Raw genomic sequence first — 16,216 nt, 5'->3', positions numbered from 1 at the left:
GTATCCATCGTTTACGGCTAGGACTACTGGGGTATCTAATCCCATTCGCTCCCCTAGCTTTCGTCCCTCAGTGTCAGTCTTGGCCTAGCAGAACGCCTTCGCCACCGGTGTTCTTCCTGATATCTACGCATTTCACCGCTACACCAGGAATTCCTTCTGCCCCGACCACACTCTAGCTTTGTAGTTTCCACCGCCTTGATCACGTTGAGCGTGACTCTTTAACAGCAGACTTACAATGCCACCTGCGGACCCTTTACGCCCAATCATTCCGGATAACGCTTGCATCCTCCGTATTACCGCGGCTGCTGGCACGGAGTTAGCCGATGCTTATTCCTCAGGTACCGTCATTTTTTTCTTCCCTGAGAAAAGAGGTTTACAACCCAAGAGCCTTCCTCCCTCACGCGGTATTGCTCCGTCAGGCTTTCGCCCATTGCGGAAAATTCCCCACTGCTGCCTCCCGTAGGAGTCTGGGCCGTGTCTCAGTCCCAGTGTGGCTGATCATCCTCTCAGACCAGCTACTGATCGTCGCCTTGGTGCGCCTTTACCACACCAACTAGCTAATCAGACGCAAGCTCTTCTTCAGGCAGCAAGCCTTTCACCTCTCGGCACATCCGGTATTAGCCACCGTTTCCAGTGGTTGTCCCGAACCTGAAGGTAGATTCTTACGCGTTACTCACCCGTCCGCCACTATCTCCGAAAAGACCGTTCGACTTGCATGTGTTAAGCATACCGCCAGCGTTCATCCTGAGCCAGGATCAAACTCTCCATTTTGTGTTTTCGAGTTTGTTGGCTCCGACATTAGTTAAAATCTCGGAATCCTCTACAATTATCTAGGAACTAATTCCTAGTAATTTAAATTATCTTACGACGAGGATTGGTTTAATCTATTCTTTCAAAGTATTATTTTTTCTCGGTTCAGTTGCCGGGAGTCGTTTCTCTCTTCGGCACTTAATCAATATAACAATCCTTCCTAGTTCTGTCAAGGGGTTTTGGCAATCTTTTTTTAGGGAAGTAAAAATAATACCTGAAAGCCTGATGAAATCGGGACTCAGCCGATTCTTAAGTTATCAGGTCAGCAATAATATTGTGTTTGAGTTGAAAAACCAGGAGTCAGGAGTCAGGAGTCAGGAGTCAGGAGTCAGGAGCCAGGAGCCAGGAGTTAATGAACCACGAAGGGACGAAGGACACGAAGGAAGAAGGAAGAGAAAAGTCGGGCAATTAGTCCTCGAAGTTATGCGGTTATTTTTGGTGCAAATGCCGGACTTTTAAACATCTATTGTCAATAATCTTGCACTTGTTTGCTTATGAAATCCTGTAAACCTTTATCTATCAACTCTTTTGCTTTCTTTTATGCAAGCCCTACTTATTTAGAGGTTTTTGAGGGAGAAGCCTTTTGTAAACGCAGCAATGTATTATAAAGTTGTTGTTTTAAATTATTATTGTTTTGAATCTCTAGGGTGATTTTATTGAATCTGTCAACGGTTAGACCACTATCCCCAACTATTTTTTGAGAATGGTTGCAGTAATTTACGGCAATATCTTTTGCTTTGCCGGGTAGTGCATTGACACTTGCGGGATCATTGCAGATTACTTGGGGGATATCTTTGCTACCGATAATTTTTTTAATTTCTTCAAAGGCTTGCTGACGGACTGGTTCCATCCCCAATACAGCTTTTGCATAATTAGTTACTTCCGTATTATTAACGGTTACAGTTTCAGCAACTACTTTGGCATTGAAGCCGAAAGTACCGAAAATTAGACTTGCAGTGGCAACAGTTACCAAAATCAGGGGTTGAGAGAGAATTCGCTGTAACCGATTGCTTAAATGAAGACTGTAAATTTCGAGCATATAACTAGGTGACACAGAAGGAAAATAGGGAACGTGATAATGAGTTTGAATTATTTTCTTAATTAGAAGTTCCGGTGAAGGTTGAATATATATATTGATGGGGATAGTGAACTACCCACACTGACTTGGAGTACCAAGTACAGTGTCGGCTTCTGTACTCACGGGGGAGTGCCGTAACTTAGACTTTCGCCCAAGTTTTGGTCTGATCTCCCCTCCTACAGCAGAGACGGACGAACTTTCCGCCTTGATCATTCTGATTCCCTCTGCTCTAATATTTGTGGCGGCGTTGCCATCACGATTATGATGAGTACCACAGTGAGGACAAGTCCACTTCCTCACATCTAATGGCATTTCACCTATCTGATAGAAACAATTAGAACAGAGCTTGGAACTAGGAAACCATCTATCAATTTCAACCAACTTTCCACCTTTGCGCTCCAGCTTATAGGCTAAAAAATTGGTAAATGTTCCCCATCCCACATCAGATATTGCTTTTGCCAATTTGTGATTACGTACCATGCCTTTGACATGAAGACTCTCTACTATGACAGCTTGGCTATCGCTGACCAACTTATAACTAAGTTTATGTAGAAAATCTTGCCTAGAATTACTAATTTGTTCGTATACTTTGGCAACAACTTTTCTATATCTATTTCTTGAATTACTCCCTTTTTGTTTACGGGCTAATTTTTTCTGCTTCCGCTTGAGGTTTTTCTCGTGTTTGGCAAGATGCTTGGGATTGTCGTAAAAAGATACTTTTTCGCCGTCTGTGACAACAGCAAAGTGTTTCAACCCTAAATCAATACCGTAGATTTTACCTTTTGAAATAGTTGGATTTTCTCCTTCTATTTCAGTCAGGATAGACGCAAGATATTTCCCAGAAGGTGTTTTGCTAACAGTAACGGTCTTTATTTTCCCCTCAATAAGTCTGTGTATTTTGGCTTTTATGATCCCAATATTACCGGGAAGTTTGATATTGCCATCTACAATCTTGACGTTTTGAGGATATTGAATAGACTGTTTTCCATGTTTAGATTTGAACTTAGGAAACCCCGCACGCTTATCAAAAAAGTTCTTATATGCAGTAGTTAAATTGAGAGTTGTAGCTTGTAAAACTTGACTATAACAATCGGCTAACCATGCAGTATCTTCAGCTTTTTTGAGCGGAGGAAGAAATGCGTTGAGTGCAGCACGGCTAAGTCCAAAACCAGTCTCTTTGTAAGTTTCGATGGACTTGTTTAGAGCATAATTCCACCACCATCTAGCACACCCAAATGTCTGCGCCAATAGTGCTTGCTGCTCTTCTGTTGGATATAAACGGACTTGCACAGCTTTGTGTAACACTCAACAGCACCTCCTTTGTGTCTACTATGTTAACACCATATATATTTTGTGGTAAAGAGTAAAAATAAAATAATATTTGGAAAAACCTCAAATGTTCTTTGCTCTTACAAAGGCTATGCCTCGGCTCATTTGAGAAGGATTTCGGTTTTTCCTGCCTTATATCCCGCCACTGATTCGGATTACCAAATTCAGTGGGAGACTTACGGCAAATTAGTTAAATGCGGTGACATAGTTGACAAAGTTCAATAACTTTGGTTTGTAGTGTTGAAGTTTCAGATGCACCTTGCTTGAGGCTGACTTCTAATTCTAATAGCAGAGGTAAAGCCGATATGAGTTGCTGTAAGCTAAGGGATTTGACTTCTTGCTGTAGGAAGTAGATGCGTTTAGGGTTGGAGATTTCAGCGCCTTGAGCGATCGCTTGCGGGTTGCGTTCACCACTGTCTATCATCATTCTTACCAATAACCAGGTGCGAAATTGACCAATGAGTGTGGCAACTATTCGTAAACCGGGTTCGGCTGCGGTGGTGAGATCACCTAAGATTCCTAAAGCTTTCGGAGTATCTCCAGTTCTGATGGCTGTTGCTAATTGTAAAGTATTTTGAGTAGTATTTCTCACTAATTCAGATACTGTATTTACATCTAAAGGTTTGCCGCTACCTTCTGTATAGAGACGTAATTTCTCTAGTTCATTGTAGAGAAGACGGGTATCATTACCTACTGATTCGGCTAATTGTTCAGCTATGAGGGGACTTATTTTTATCCCCACAGTTTGAGCAGCTTGTTGCACTGATTGGACTAAAAGTTCGGTTTTCCAAGGAGGAATCAGGGGAAATTCGGAAACTGTCGCAAACTGTTTGAGGAGTTTTGTACTTTTCAGGCGTTCATCTGGTTTGTTTCGACTGGTCAATAGTAAGGTTGAATCTGCGGGGATGACCTTGAGAGTTCGTTGTAATTCTGCTAATATATTATCTGGACAGTTTTGGCTTATAGTTGTGTTGATGAGCCACACCAACCTCCCACCAGCACCAAATGGCGGTGTCATTGCTTGATTTAAAGCCTGGACAATAGGATCAGGTTGATCTGCGGAAAAGGAGGTATAATTAAAACTTGTCCACAGGGGATCGAGAATCCGATCTCGCAAAGTTACTACGGCTTTTTCCATAGCAAAATCATCTTCACCCCAATAAAAATATATTGGCATAGCAATTTAAAATTTAAAAAACCAAAATTAATTTGGTCAAATTGAGTAAATCTCCCTACAATCTATCAAAAGAGCGCAAGGTGATCAAGATTGGACGACAACTACCAAACCTACTTAAATCGGGTAGCCCGCATGACGCTACCAGAAGCTTACAAAACCCAAATTCAGCATATTCAGGAATCTTCTAAATTCCAGGTTCATGATGGAGTTAGGGAAGCTGTACCTTTTCCAGGCTATACGCTGATTACGCCACCAGCAGGAGAAGATGCAAACAACGCTGCTTTTTACAGCCAAATACAAGCCTACCAACAGCAACTTTTAAAGCTGCCCATTGCTAATGATTTAATTGTACCTGTTCCTCCTGTTAGTTTTCATGTAACGGTGGCAGATTTGATTTGGGATAGTGCTTTTAATCATGCTTGTGCAAAAAATCCCCAATTTGCTGAAGACTTGAACTCTCAATTAACTGAGAGATTTGCAGAATATCAACAATTGATGACAAAGGAATCTGATCCCATTTCTTGGCAAATGTTGGGATTGATTGTCATGCCTAGGGCTGTAGGTGTATGTTTAGTACCTAAGGATAAACGTTCCTATGAGGAAATTATTCAATTCCGGCGGATAATTTATCAAAATCGCCCATTAATGGGCTTGGGTATTGAGCAACATTATAATTTTACGGCTCATGTAACATTGGGGTATTTTAGCGAAATTCCCCCAGAATTAGACCGGCTAAACCTCAGCAATATGTTGTCTGAGTTTAATCAATCATTGCCATTAGATACGCCAGATTTTGTCATCAATCAGGTGGAACTACGAAAATTTGATAATATGACCCATTATTATCGTCAACCAGACTGGCCGAGGTTAGATTTTTAAATAATTCATAGCTCGTAATTTGTAACTTATAATTATGAATTACGAGTTATATAGCGGTTATTGGTTGAATAAAATACAATTGAGGGCGCAGGCCCTGCGCCCCTACCATTCTGGTTGTTGATAGGCAAGATAAACAGCTTCTAAAAATACATCTGAAGCAATGTTTCCTGGAAGAATTTCTAAATTAATAATAGATTGAACTTGTTGAGTGAGTTTTAAAGAAAGTGCTATTCGGGCTTTTGTTGACATTCCACTCCGTCGCTGTAAATATTCTCGAATAATGGCAAAATCATCGGGTAATAAAGGTGATAAATCGGCTATTTCTCGTAACTGAATATGAAAAGATTTAGCTGCTTCAGAAATAGCTAAACTTGATGATTTCACAACTGTTTCAGTTTGAATAACAATTGTCCCAGCGGCTAAATCACCAAGACGTTTTTCCCGTTCGTTGAAAGTAATTAAAAAAGCACCAATAAATAAAGATTCATCAATGGGACGAAGTAAAGCTCGTAATGCTGCTTGTTGTAAACCTACAGGCCTCCCATCATCTCGGACAACGCGAATTTTAGCAATACTTTTACCGGGTGTTTGTCCTCGCCAAAGAGTTTCAAAAAAAACGAAATAACCTGTGTAAATAAAAAAGAAACTTAAGAGAGATATGGCTATCAACCATAGTCCGAAATCAGAGCCAAAAATACCGACTCCAATATCAGTTGCTTGCTGAAAAATAAACGACCATATTAACGCCATTACCACTAAAGTGACAGCTAAAATTAGGTAGTCAATCATCAGTGCTAAAGCCCGACTACCAATGCCAGCAAGGGTAAATTCTATTTCTACACTTTCGGGTGTGGTGAATTTAATTCGATTAAAAAGGTGCATTATATTTAAACTAAATATCGTGATCTCTTAATTGTAAACCCAAACCTTCACGCCGACTTCTGAGGTCATAGTAAACAACAGCTTTCACTGTTTGCCAAAAAGGGACAATTAATGCCCCACCGGAGAAACTTAACCCAACTATTAACACCAAAAAGATGATTGCAAAAATAGGATTGCGTTCCTGCATTAAAGGTGTAAAAATTAGCTGAATAATAGTGGTGATGATCTGAATAATAAATTGGATAGGGATGGTAATTAAAACGCCAATCAGAGAAATTAAAACAATTCTGCCAATACTCCCTTTAGTGAGTTCCCAGCTACGATTAATGCTTGAACTACCATTAACATCATCCTCAATTGCTAGAGGAACATCTACTAAATAAAATCTAGTTCCTATCCATATAATCCCTGTAAAGACAATGATCATAACTAACAAAGTTATTAAAATGATAATACCTATATTAGCTGGGTTTCTATCTTGTAATCCTCCTAATAATGCCGTTGGTATACCTATTAATAAACCACCAGTAATGAGAAATCCCAGAGTAATTCCTATACTAATGGCAACCATCAGGATCATATTAATAAAAAATTCCCACAAACGGGAATTGACAAAACGTTCACCAGATGAAACACTTTCTGGTTGGTTCACTAATTCACCAAAAGCTAAACGAGAAATTAGGGCTGAGAGGGCGTAAAATTTTACCCAACCGTAAATAGGAACGAGTAACCACGCATAAGCTTTGAGGGCTATGAAAAAATATTTCTGAAAATGAGAACGGTACAATCGCATTCCCGCACTAACAACACTACCTACACTTAAAGGTTGAATAGGATGAGGAGAACCAAAGTTTTCAGACATGGTGTTAATTTTTTCCTAAAATACGGCTCTTACTTTGAAGTTATCTTAAGCTAATCTGTACTAAGTATTTAGAAATTTTATGAATATTCAACGTTGGATAGGAAGACGAGAAGCTAATTGGCAACGTTTAGATGCTTTGTTAAAGAAGGTAGAACAGAAACGGTTAAAGTCTCTGGGTTCTGCGGAAATTAGGGAATTAGCGAGTTTATATCGGTCTGTGGCAGCGGATTTAGCAAGGGCGCGGACTCAACAAGTCGGTAAAACGTTAATTCAAAGTTTACAATCTTTGACTACTCGCGCCTATACACAAATTTACCAGGGTTCGCGGCGACAGGAATGGCAAGCGGCTAAGGAATTTTACCTGTGGGGATTTCCTACTGTGGTGCAGCAAACGTTCCTATACATTGCCACAGCCACCGCTATGTTTATTTTAGGAGGCTTAATTGCTTGGTGGTATGCTTGGCAAGATCCTAGCTTTATGTCGTTTGTAGTACCAGAAAGATTGATTTCTCTAGTACGAGATAAGGGTGAACTATGGATGGGTTCGATTGTGGGGACTGAACCTTTAGCTTCTAGTAATATTATGATGAATAATATTTCTGTATCTTTTGGTGCGGTGGCTGGAGGAATGACGGCGGGTTTATTTACAAGTTATTTACTACTATTTAATGGTTTGTTAATTGGTGCTATTGGTGCTTTAGTCGGTCAAAATAATCTGGCTTATCCGTTTTGGGCGTTTGTATTTCCTCATGGGGCTTTGGAATTACCTGCGATATTTTTTGCTGGTGGTTCAGGATTATTACTTGCAAGGGCAATTTTATTTCCTGGTAAATATCGCCGTCGGGATGGGTTAAAGTTTTATGGTTCTTTGGCGGTACAATTGGTTTTTGGGATTGTCCCCATGTTGATTATTGCTGGTTTAATTGAGGGGTTTTTCTCGCCAAATCCAATGATTCCAGATCCTATTAAATATTTGGTGGGGATGGGATTATTTGTGGTTTTAGTGAGGTATTGTAGTCGGAAGCAGAAATAATTGTGAATCTAATATAGCGGTTATTGGTTGAGTGAGATATAAGAACCCCACCCCCCAACCCCCTCCCCGCAAGCGAGGAGGGGGCTATGATGTTCCGCATAACCTACGGAAGTGCTGTATCTTAATATTTGATAAAGAAATTTACTAAAACAATAATTCTCGTAAAATAATAACAGACTGAAAAAGTTGTTGTTTCCGTAAAACCTCTAACAATTCCTCTAATATCATAGGTGGATTTTTTAAGGTATTTAATTGATTTTTAACCGCTTGACAAACTAGCTGAGAGTTGAGGTCAATTAAATGCAAAATAAACTGATCTGGATGTTGTGCTTCAATTCCATATTGAGAAATATTTTGAGAGGGAAAATCTTTTAAATTAAAATTCAGAGGGAACAGGGAACTGGCAACAGGGAACAGGAAAAACTCATGTTTAAAACATGAGATTGAAATAATGACACTGTTTTTTTTCATGCTACGCATCTTAAAAAACATCTTTTTTTTGACTGAGCTTTAAACTCAGCAACTTTTGTTTCTTATCTGTTCCCTGTTCCCTGTTCCCTGTTCCCTTCTTTTGTAATATCAGGGCGATTTTTTAAAATATTATTCATCCATTCTTCATGAATTTTTTCAGTCCATTTTGCCTGAAATAAATCTGTCAAAGCTAACCACATCAGTAAATCTCTTAGAGGTGCAGGATATAAAACACAAGCATCATAAACAACTGTAAAACTACTTCCTTGCATTCTTTAATATCCCATATTCAATTCTTGCGCTTGATTAGCTAATTCAGCTAAAGTTTCTCTACGTTTAGCATCAATTAGATTTTTATATGCCATCAAATCTTGATATAAAATTCTTCGGCGAGTTTCCACTTTCCGAAAAGGAATTTCCCCAGAGTCTAATAATTGAAGCAAATAAGGACGGGAAACATTAAGCATTTGAGCAGCTTCTTGGGTGGTTAATTCAGCATGAATTGGCATTAAAGTAACAGAATTACCATTCGCCATTTGTGTCAAAATATCTATAAATAAACGAAAAGCAGATGCAGGAACTTTTACCGTTACTCCTTCTCCTTCTTCAGATATAATTTTGAGAGTTTGAGATGATTCTGATGAAGGTAAGTAAGACGCTAGAGATTGACTACTCACTTGGGCCATTATTGCCTCTTGTTCTGTGGGAGTAATCACGTTAGTAAAATTAGGTAAATCAGTTTTATTCATGGCCATAAAGTTAATATAAGACTATACATTAATTATGCTCTCCATATAAAATAAACGCAAGAAGCGAAATAAATAAAATTAACACAATATATTGAAAAACATACCTCAAAGCTGATTTCTGGCTTTAAGTTGTAAATATTTATCAACTAATTGTTCGGAAATTTGATTTGCTGGTGCGTCAAGAACTAATACTCCTTTTTGTTTTAATTGGGCAAAAGCAAGCTGTCTTTGTGCTAATAAATCTAATGCAACTGCGCGAACATAAGATTGTGTAGCATCTTCCGTAAAGGTGTGTGCTAAATTGTCAACTTGAGGATCGCGGAGAGTGACGCAAAAGGGTAAATAGCGGGGAGCTAGTCTGGTAAGAGCAGCCAGAAGTTCGGAAGATGCGGTGATATCAACTAAGTCCGTAATGATGACGACAAGCGCCCTCCTGGTTTGTTGTTTGACGACGTGGGTAACAGCGCCTAAATAATCAGATTCGAGTAATTCTGGTTGAATGGGGGTGAGTTTATCAATGAGTTGATTGAGATGATTTTGTCCGCGTTCTGGAGGTATCCACGTATGCAATTTGTTGTCAAATACACCAATTCCAACGCGATCGCCTCTGTGTAATCCTGCTAGTGCTAAAGATAATGTAGTATTTAAACCCCAGTCAAATCGTTGCAAACCTTGAACTTTTGCCGTCATCAATCTGCCACGATCTAGTAATATCAATAATGTTTGTTCTTGTTCTGGTTCTAAAACTCTGACTAATGGCCCTGTATTTCCATAACTACGTCTAGCGGTAGCTTTCCAATCAATAAATCGTAAATCGTCACCGCTGCGATAGTTTCGCAATTCTGCAAATTCTGTACCTATACCCATTTGCCGAATTTTGCGGATAGAACCTGATGATTGCAATGTTAGACGAATGGAGAGCGATCGCAAACCCACTAAATCAGGATATACTTTCACCTGTGTACTTTGGGGAATTTGCCAATCATGCCACACTAACCCCCACATTCCTAATTGTCGCACTTGCATATTTCCCCAAGCAAACTCTCCTCGTTGATTTGGGTAAACAGTGTAAGTTAATTCTTGGTTTTGATTAGCATTAATATTACCTGTAACTGTGGTTGTAGAAACAGCAAATTCTGCGGGGTAATAATCGCGGATTTTAATAACTGTATCAATTTTCCCACCTTGGACTTTTAATATAACTGGATTATCTCTACCAATGGATAAACGTGATGGTAATTCGCGGGTAATTTGCACTCGGTTTGCTTTCATTCCCCAACCATCAACTACCATTAAGATGAAAACGGTTAGATCAAATAAACAAGTGATGATGATGGTTGGGAAAATTCCCACAATCATAGATAGAATTGGGGCAATAAATATGCCCGCAATTAATAAAAAATAAACTTTTTTCGCTGGAATCATCGTTTTTGTTTCGTTATCTGGGAACAGGAATTTGATTAATTACTGCTGCAACTACTGTATCAATTTGTAAACCATCTAACATTGCTTCGGGTTTCAATAATAAGCGATGACGTAATAAGGGTGAAGCCACTGATTTTACATCATCTGGGGTAACGAAATTCCTGCCTGATAACCAAGCAGCAGCTTGAGAAGTTTGCAACCAAGCACCAGCAGCGCGAGGAGATGCACCTAAAGCTAAATCAGGATATTGACGAGATTTTCTGACAATTTCTAATAAATAATCAACTATTGATTCTGATACTTGAACTTCTTTTACAGCTTGTCTGGCTTCCAAAATATCAGCTATTGTGGTTATAGGTTTTAAGTTAGCAATATCCGAGCGTTTAGCAGTAAAACCAGACTGCCGATTTAATAACATTTGTTTTTCGGCTGCTTGTTCTGGATAATCAACAATTAACTTAAATAAAAACCGATCTAACTGTGCTTCTGGTAAGGGATAAGTTCCTTCAAATTCTAAAGGGTTTTGTGTGGCTATTACCCAAAATAAATCAGGTAATGGTAAACTTTCCCCGTCGAGGGTAACTTGCATTTCTTCCATTGCTTCCAAGAGTGCAGCTTGGGTTTTAGGAGGAGTGCGATTAATTTCATCGGCTAAAAGTATTTCCGTAAATACTGGCCCTTTTTTCAAAGTAAAATCGCGGGTATTTAAATCAAAAATATTCGTACCTGTAATATCTGATGGTAAAACATCTGGAGTTAGTTGAATGCGACGAAAATCGGATTGAATTAACTGTGCCAATACTTTAACTAAGAGAGTTTTTCCTGTGCCAGGAACTCCTTCTAAAATGATGTGTCCACCTGCTAATAAGGCAATTAATGTCTGTTTAATTAGAGCAGGTTGGCCGACAACAATTTGATTAATTGCTTTTTTGAGATTAATTAAGACGGAATTATTAGTTTCATTCATATTTATCAATAACTCACACATAAAAAATTAGAAAATTATATGCCTAGCGACTAGAAGTCGCAGCTACACAGACAAAACCCACCTCCGTGGGTTAAATTCATCTTAGTCCACGCAGGTGGACTTTGCTTGTGTAGTAGCGACTTCTAGTCGCCCAATCCGTTTATAATGTTTTTTTAGTTTCTCGTAAGTTACGCCATTTCTCCAACCAGCTTATCAGTTCTTGTTCAGTTATTCGGCGTTTTTGTAATGGTAGTTGTAATAGTGCATTAAGTTTTTCTGAACTATTTCCTGTTTGTTCTTCCCAGATTTTCAGTAAAACCTGATTGTCTAGGGGAATTTTACTCAAACCCAAAGATTGCTGGAGTTGTATTTGTTCTTCTTTTCCTAGCATTTCAACAACAAAATCACTAGATTCTGCTTTTTGGAGGACTCCCGCTAATGCTTGGATATAAGCCTGACTATTATCTATGACGGGTATTTCTAAAGTCAGTGGTTTACCAAAGCGGCGATTTTCTGCCCAAATGAGTACCAATAATAGGACAATTAGCTGGATAAAGGCTGGCAATAGGGGAGTTTTTGCAAAATAATTGAATACACTGTTTTCTCCCGCTGCTTTTTTAGTATCTTTGTCTTTATAGCCATGTATATATTCGTCTACAAATACTTTTTGACTATTTTTGCTGACTAACTCTGCTAATAATTTAAAATTGCTGTCGTTGTTTTGATAAGCATTGGCAGCTAAATATGATGTTGTTACTAAAATTACTTTTCCTTTGCCGGATTTTTTCTGCCACACCACTGCCCCAAATTTGTCTCCTAGGGTGACTTGTTCCTCACTTGAGGTGTTATGTCGGCGACTGGTATCAATCTTTACTTTTCCCCAAGTTGATTGATGTTGGGTACTAAATGCTGCTGCTGTTACTGGTTGTTTAATTCCCAAAATTACTAAATTATTACCTTTTTTTACCCATTCTTCTTGTTGTGGATATGTTTCTATATCTTTGAGGGTGCTGTTAACTTGTATTAATGTCACAGGGTTTTTTGTTGTTGGTAAATCACTAAATGGTTTTTGCCAACGTTGAATACTAATATTTTGGTCTTGCATAAAGGCATACCACGCACCATAACCATCAGGAGCGCGGCTATAAGTAGAACCACTAGTTATTTGGGTATTTGGGGCTGCTACAGTAGTCAGTAAGATAATCACAGTTAAGACTATCGCACCCAACCAAGCAACACGCTGATTGCGTTTCATGATTTATCTGAATTAATATGGAAATTATTGATATTGTTCATGATCATTATCGCTGGAAGATTTGTTGATATGCTTGCCAACACTGTTGATAATTTTCTGCCAATATCTCATTATTACTAAAGCACAATTGTTCATGAGTAGTAATTAATGTTTGATATGGTTGAATAAGAGTAACGGAGGATTTAAGTAATTGTAGATATTCTCCATCTGTACGGCTGGGTTGTTGAAGGGTGATCGCTTGTTCATGCAATTGCTGCAACATTGCTAAATAAAGACAACGACAAGCCTCTGTGTAATTATGCTGCCGATGAAATTCCTGGGCTTGGTTTAACAACAAAGCAATTGATGTTTCCCTAGAATCAGCTTTGGCTCTAGAACCCGAAGAATTATTAATTGCATTCAGCCAACCGTAAATATAAGGATTAAATTCTTGCCATAATCGCCAACCTATCCACACCACAAATAAACCCAATCCTAGCCAAAACAAGATTCTTAGTAAATCACTTAACCAAGGACTGATTGACCAACCAGGAGGTAATGCTGGTAAAGTTTTTTGAAACTGGGAAAATTGGTATTCTAGCCATTCCCCTATTTGTTGTTGGAGTAAAGAAAACTTCCATGCCCAATTTGTTTGTTCAAAAGCATCTGTAGACATAAAACAGAATGGCTCAACTTACTTATTTATTTTTATTATTACTGGTTTTGCTAATGTTAGTATAAAAGAGAATTTTGCAAATGACTATTTACTTTTATAAGGTTTCCCAGTCCTATGGTTGTTTTTCTAACTTTTCTCCCCACAGTATTAACATTGACGGTACTGACTGGCTAACCGTTGAGCATTATTATCAAGCACAAAAGTTTGTTGGTAGTCCCGATGCTCCCATTATACCTTTAATTCACGCTGCTGTTAGTCCTGAACAGGCTGCTGCTTTAGGGCGTTGTCCCTCTCGTCGTTTCCGTCCAGATTGGGAATTGGTGAAAACTCAAGTTATGCGGATTGGGGTACTACAAAAATTTATCACTCATGCTGATATTAGGGAAATATTATTAATTACAGGTGATGAAATGCTTATAGAAAATTCCCCTACAGACTGTTTCTGGGGCTGTGGTGCAAATCATACAGGAGAAAATCATCTCGGTAAAATCCTCATGAGTGTACGTGCAGAAATCCGCTCACAATTCTTGAAAAGATGAAAACCTTTTATACTGGTCGCTTATATAAAATATTGTTTACTGAGTGTATCATCACAAAAAGCTGATATTCTAAACAGAGTTTGTAATTTTACCAAGTAGTAATTCTGATGAAAAGTAGAAAACAACAACATAATTGGCTGGTGTTACTGGTAGGTAACGGCTATATAACTTTGTCTATTAGTATTCTGTTGTTTGGTTGTGTGAGTGCAGTTACTGACTCTAGCCGTGTTTTGGCAAAAGATGATTCCTCAAAAATTGCTCAATCTCCAGCAGCAACAAAGGAAAATGCAGTACGGCTTTTGGAAGAGGGACAGGCACTTTATCAACAAGGATCAGCAGAGTCATTGCGACAAGCAATTCAAAAATGGCAAGAGGCTAGATTATTGTATCGGGCTGTGGGCGATCGCCGTGGGGAAGCTACCACTCTCAATAATATCGGTGGTGTCTACTCTGATTTAGGAGAAAAGCAAAACGCACTGATCTTTTACAACCAAGCTTTACCCATACTTAGGGCTGTAGGCGATAGCGAAGCGCTCCGTAGGAATCGCGGTGGAGAAGCTACCACTCTCAATAATATCGGTGCTGTCTACGATGATTTAGGAGAAAAGCAAAAGGCACTAGACTATTACAACCAAGCCTTACCCATACTTAGGGCTGTAGGCGATCGCGGTGGGCAAGCTACCACTCTCAATAATATCGGTGGTGTCTACTCTGATTTAGGAGAAAAGCAAAACGCACTGATCTTTTACAACCAAGCTTTACCCTTACGTCGGGCTGTGGGCGATCGCCGTGGGGAAGCTGTCACTCTCAATAATATCGGTCTTGTCTACGATGATTTAGGAGAAAAGCAAAAGGCACTGGACTTTTACAACCAAGGCTTACCCATACGTCGGGCTGTGGGCGATCGCGGTGGGGAAGCTATCACTCTCAATAATATCGGTAGTGTCTACAATGCTTTAGGAGAAAAGCAAAAAGCACTGGTCTTTTACAATCAAGCTTTACCTTTACGTCGGGCTGTGGGCGATCGCGGTGGGGAAGCTACCACTCTCAGTAATATCGGTGCTGTCTACGATACTTTAGGAGAAAAGCAAAAGGCACTGGACTTTTACAACCAAGCCTTACCCATACGTCGCGCTGTGGGCGATCGCCGTGGGGAAGCTACCACTCTCAATAATATCGGTCGTGTCTACTCTGATTTAGGAGAAAAGCAAAAGGCACTGGTCTTTTACAACCAAGCTTTACCTATATATCGGGCTGTGGGCGATCGCGGTGGGGAAGCTACCACTCTCAATAATATCGGTGCTGTCTACAATGCTTTAGGAGAAAAGCAAAAGGCACTGGTCTTTTACAACCAAAGTTTATCCATAAGTCGGGCTGTAGGTGATCGCGGTCGGGAAGCTACAACTCTCAATAATATCGGTCTTGTCTACTCTGATTTAGGAGAAAAGCAAAAGGCACTGGTCTTTTACAACCAAGCTTTACCCATACTTAGGGCTGTAGGCGATCCCTATGGAGAAGCTATCACTCTCAATAATATCGGTCTTGTCTACTCTGCTTTAGGAGAAAAGCAAAAAGCACTGGTCTTTTACAACCAAGCTTTACCTTTAATGCGGGCTGTGGGCGATCCCTATGGAGAAGTTACCATTCTTGATAATATTCGTGCATTAGGAGGGTTTTAAGTATAGGGTTTTAAAGCTCACTTATGTTTTTTGTTTGTAAAGTTTAATTGCAAAAATATCCAAACGAATTTAAAGTTGTTATTCTAATAGTTGAAGCCATTAGAGCTTCCCTGGCAGATACAACAGCTAGAGAGAAAGAAGAAAAAGAACGTAAGCAAAGAAAGAGGTAAAATCGCTGTTTAATATACATCTGTCTCGTCAACAAACAACAACACCCAACGCGAAAGCTGATATTTCCTCAAATGAATGAAAATCAGGGGGCGCTGTGACTGGTTTCCATCACTTGTTTATCAAGTTGGTGAAAGGTAGTACATCCCTGGCTAGAGTTAACAAAGAGAGGAAATCAACAAGCTAGTAGATGTCTGGGTGTTGTTTTTGTTTGTTTGGAATTTTGTACTAATTTTGTACTATAATTGAATAGCAAGA

The 16,216-nt window shown here is 39.2% G+C and carries 16 protein-coding genes, 1 rRNA gene and 1 pseudogene (1 of these 18 running past the window's edge); 5 read left to right on the top strand and 13 right to left on the bottom strand.

Annotated features, from left to right (window positions below; translation table 11 throughout):
- Positions 1-771 (bottom strand): 16S ribosomal RNA (locus EZY12_07045); it reaches 716 nt to the left of the window's first position.
- A gap of 264 nt (positions 772-1,035) precedes the next feature.
- Between EZY12_07045 and EZY12_07040 the strand changes: the two genes are divergently transcribed.
- Entirely contained in the window at positions 1,036-1,269 is a 234-nt protein-coding gene (locus EZY12_07040) for a hypothetical protein (protein ID QSX69377.1), read from the top strand.
- Positions 1,270-1,363: 94 nt separating this feature from the next.
- Here the strand turns inward: EZY12_07040 and EZY12_07035 are convergent, their stop codons facing one another.
- The 3 genes from EZY12_07035 to holA all read right to left on the bottom strand — a co-directional run bounded on the left by EZY12_07035 (position 1,364) and on the right by holA (position 4,394).
- A complete protein-coding gene (locus tag EZY12_07035; GenBank protein QSX69376.1) occupies positions 1,364-1,849 on the bottom strand; it encodes a DUF4168 domain-containing protein in 486 nt (161 codons plus the stop codon).
- A 111-nt stretch (positions 1,850-1,960) separates the two neighbouring features.
- A complete protein-coding gene (locus EZY12_07030; GenBank protein QSX69375.1) occupies positions 1,961-3,193 on the bottom strand; it encodes a transposase in 1,233 nt (410 codons plus the stop codon).
- Between the two features lie 214 nt (positions 3,194-3,407).
- Entirely contained in the window at positions 3,408-4,394 is a 987-nt protein-coding gene (holA, locus tag EZY12_07025) for a DNA polymerase III subunit delta (GenBank protein ID QSX69374.1), read from the bottom strand.
- Between the two features lie 90 nt (positions 4,395-4,484).
- Between holA and EZY12_07020 the strand changes: the two genes are divergently transcribed.
- The gene (locus EZY12_07020) at positions 4,485-5,273 is read left to right on the top strand and encodes a DUF1868 domain-containing protein (GenBank protein QSX69373.1); all 789 of its coding nucleotides are present in this window, start codon (positions 4,485-4,487) and stop codon (positions 5,271-5,273) included.
- Positions 5,274-5,375: 102 nt separating this feature from the next.
- Here EZY12_07020 and EZY12_07015 read toward each other — a convergent pair whose 3' ends face one another.
- Together EZY12_07015 and EZY12_07010 are read right to left on the bottom strand one after the other, a co-directional pair.
- Positions 5,376-6,155, bottom strand: a complete 780-nt coding sequence (locus EZY12_07015) for an RDD family protein (protein ID QSX69372.1) — start codon at positions 6,153-6,155, stop codon at positions 5,376-5,378.
- Positions 6,156-6,165: 10 nt separating this feature from the next.
- Entirely contained in the window at positions 6,166-7,017 is an 852-nt protein-coding gene (locus EZY12_07010; GenBank protein QSX69371.1) for a DUF975 domain-containing protein, read from the bottom strand.
- Between the two features lie 79 nt (positions 7,018-7,096).
- Here EZY12_07010 and EZY12_07005 point away from each other — a divergent pair, with 79 nt between their 5' ends.
- On the top strand, positions 7,097-8,050 hold the full coding sequence (locus tag EZY12_07005) for a stage II sporulation protein M (GenBank protein ID QSX69370.1): 954 nt from the start codon (positions 7,097-7,099) through the stop codon (positions 8,048-8,050).
- A 144-nt stretch (positions 8,051-8,194) separates the two neighbouring features.
- On the opposite strand, the gene EZY12_07000 is transcribed toward EZY12_07005, so the two are convergent.
- From EZY12_07000 to EZY12_06970, 7 genes are all read right to left on the bottom strand, one after another.
- On the bottom strand, positions 8,195-8,521 hold the full coding sequence (locus EZY12_07000) for a hypothetical protein (GenBank protein ID QSX69369.1): 327 nt from the start codon (positions 8,519-8,521) through the stop codon (positions 8,195-8,197).
- Positions 8,522-8,583: 62 nt separating this feature from the next.
- A complete protein-coding gene (locus tag EZY12_06995; protein ID QSX69368.1) occupies positions 8,584-8,793 on the bottom strand; it encodes a hypothetical protein in 210 nt (69 codons plus the stop codon).
- 3 nt (positions 8,794-8,796) lie between these two features.
- Entirely contained in the window at positions 8,797-9,276 is a 480-nt protein-coding gene (locus EZY12_06990) for a helix-turn-helix domain-containing protein (GenBank protein ID QSX69367.1), read from the bottom strand.
- Between the two features lie 99 nt (positions 9,277-9,375).
- Positions 9,376-10,695 carry a DUF58 domain-containing protein gene (locus tag EZY12_06985; GenBank protein QSX69366.1) on the bottom strand — a complete coding sequence of 440 codons (1,320 nt, stop codon included), beginning with the start codon at positions 10,693-10,695 and terminating at the stop codon, positions 9,376-9,378.
- Between the two features lie 13 nt (positions 10,696-10,708).
- The gene (locus EZY12_06980; protein ID QSX69365.1) at positions 10,709-11,662 is read right to left on the bottom strand and encodes a MoxR family ATPase; all 954 of its coding nucleotides are present in this window, start codon (positions 11,660-11,662) and stop codon (positions 10,709-10,711) included.
- Positions 11,663-11,822: 160 nt separating this feature from the next.
- Positions 11,823-12,917, bottom strand: a complete 1,095-nt coding sequence (locus tag EZY12_06975) for a DUF4350 domain-containing protein (protein ID QSX69364.1) — start codon at positions 12,915-12,917, stop codon at positions 11,823-11,825.
- Positions 12,918-12,963: 46 nt separating this feature from the next.
- The gene (locus EZY12_06970) at positions 12,964-13,572 is read right to left on the bottom strand and encodes a DUF4129 domain-containing protein (protein ID QSX69363.1); all 609 of its coding nucleotides are present in this window, start codon (positions 13,570-13,572) and stop codon (positions 12,964-12,966) included.
- 80 nt (positions 13,573-13,652) lie between these two features.
- On the opposite strand from EZY12_06970, the gene EZY12_06965 reads away from it, so the two are divergent.
- Both EZY12_06965 and EZY12_06960 read left to right on the top strand, forming a co-directional pair.
- Entirely contained in the window at positions 13,653-14,111 is a 459-nt protein-coding gene (locus tag EZY12_06965) for an NADAR family protein (protein ID QSX69362.1), read from the top strand.
- Positions 14,112-14,218: 107 nt separating this feature from the next.
- Positions 14,219-15,769: pseudogene (locus EZY12_06960) on the top strand (tetratricopeptide repeat protein).
- Positions 15,770-16,216 lie beyond the last annotated feature (447 nt).

The organism is Dolichospermum sp. DET69, from assembly GCA_017355425.1.
Taxonomy (GTDB): Bacteria; Cyanobacteriota; Cyanobacteriia; order Cyanobacteriales; family Nostocaceae; genus Dolichospermum.
This window is presented reverse-complemented; position numbering and strand designations above follow the sequence as displayed.